At 52.6% G+C, this 500-nt stretch carries 1 protein-coding gene; it reads left to right on the top strand.

From position 1 onward, the window contains the following. Positions 1–255 precede the first annotated feature (255 nt). Positions 256–500, top strand: a 245-nt coding sequence (locus B3Z49_RS11945; RefSeq protein WP_296991072.1) for a cupin domain-containing protein, incomplete at its 3' end; no start/stop codon positions are given.

Below are 500 nucleotides of genomic sequence, written 5' to 3'. Positions count from 1 at the left end.
CCGGCCGGCGGGTGACGATGATAAATTTGCGCTGACGGCCCCGCGAAACCGGCACGCCCGACTTCGCGTTGATATGTTTTTTGGTCGCCTTGCCCATCAGAGCGCGCGACACATTGACCTTCGCTGTTTGGAAGCCTGATCCAGTTCGTCATGTGATCCTCCCAGATCGGTTTTATCGGGAGCCAAACGGAGTGGATCGCAACCAAGCCCCCTTTCTACCGATATGAGAAAGAAGTGGTTGTTTTTCAATGGTGGATGGAGCCAAATACCAAAGGTATTGGCGCGCATTCCCACGATGACGGGAACGAGATTTTCTATGTGCTTGAGGGCACAATGAGCTTTCTGATCGGTGAAGATTGGCAGGAAGCAGGAAAAGGCAGCTTTATATACGTCCCCGCCGGTATTCAGCGCGATTTCGAAAACCGCAGCACAGAAAAGGCGGACGCGCTGAATATCTTTGCGCCAGGCGCCTTTGAAGAAAATATGCCCAAGATCGTTGA

The sequence above is a fragment of the Thalassospira sp. UBA1131 genome, from assembly GCF_002311515.1.
Taxonomy (GTDB): Bacteria; Pseudomonadota; Alphaproteobacteria; order Rhodospirillales; family Thalassospiraceae; genus Thalassospira.
The sequence above is the reverse complement of the archived record's forward strand: the minus strand, read 5'-3'. Positions and strand labels throughout refer to the sequence as shown.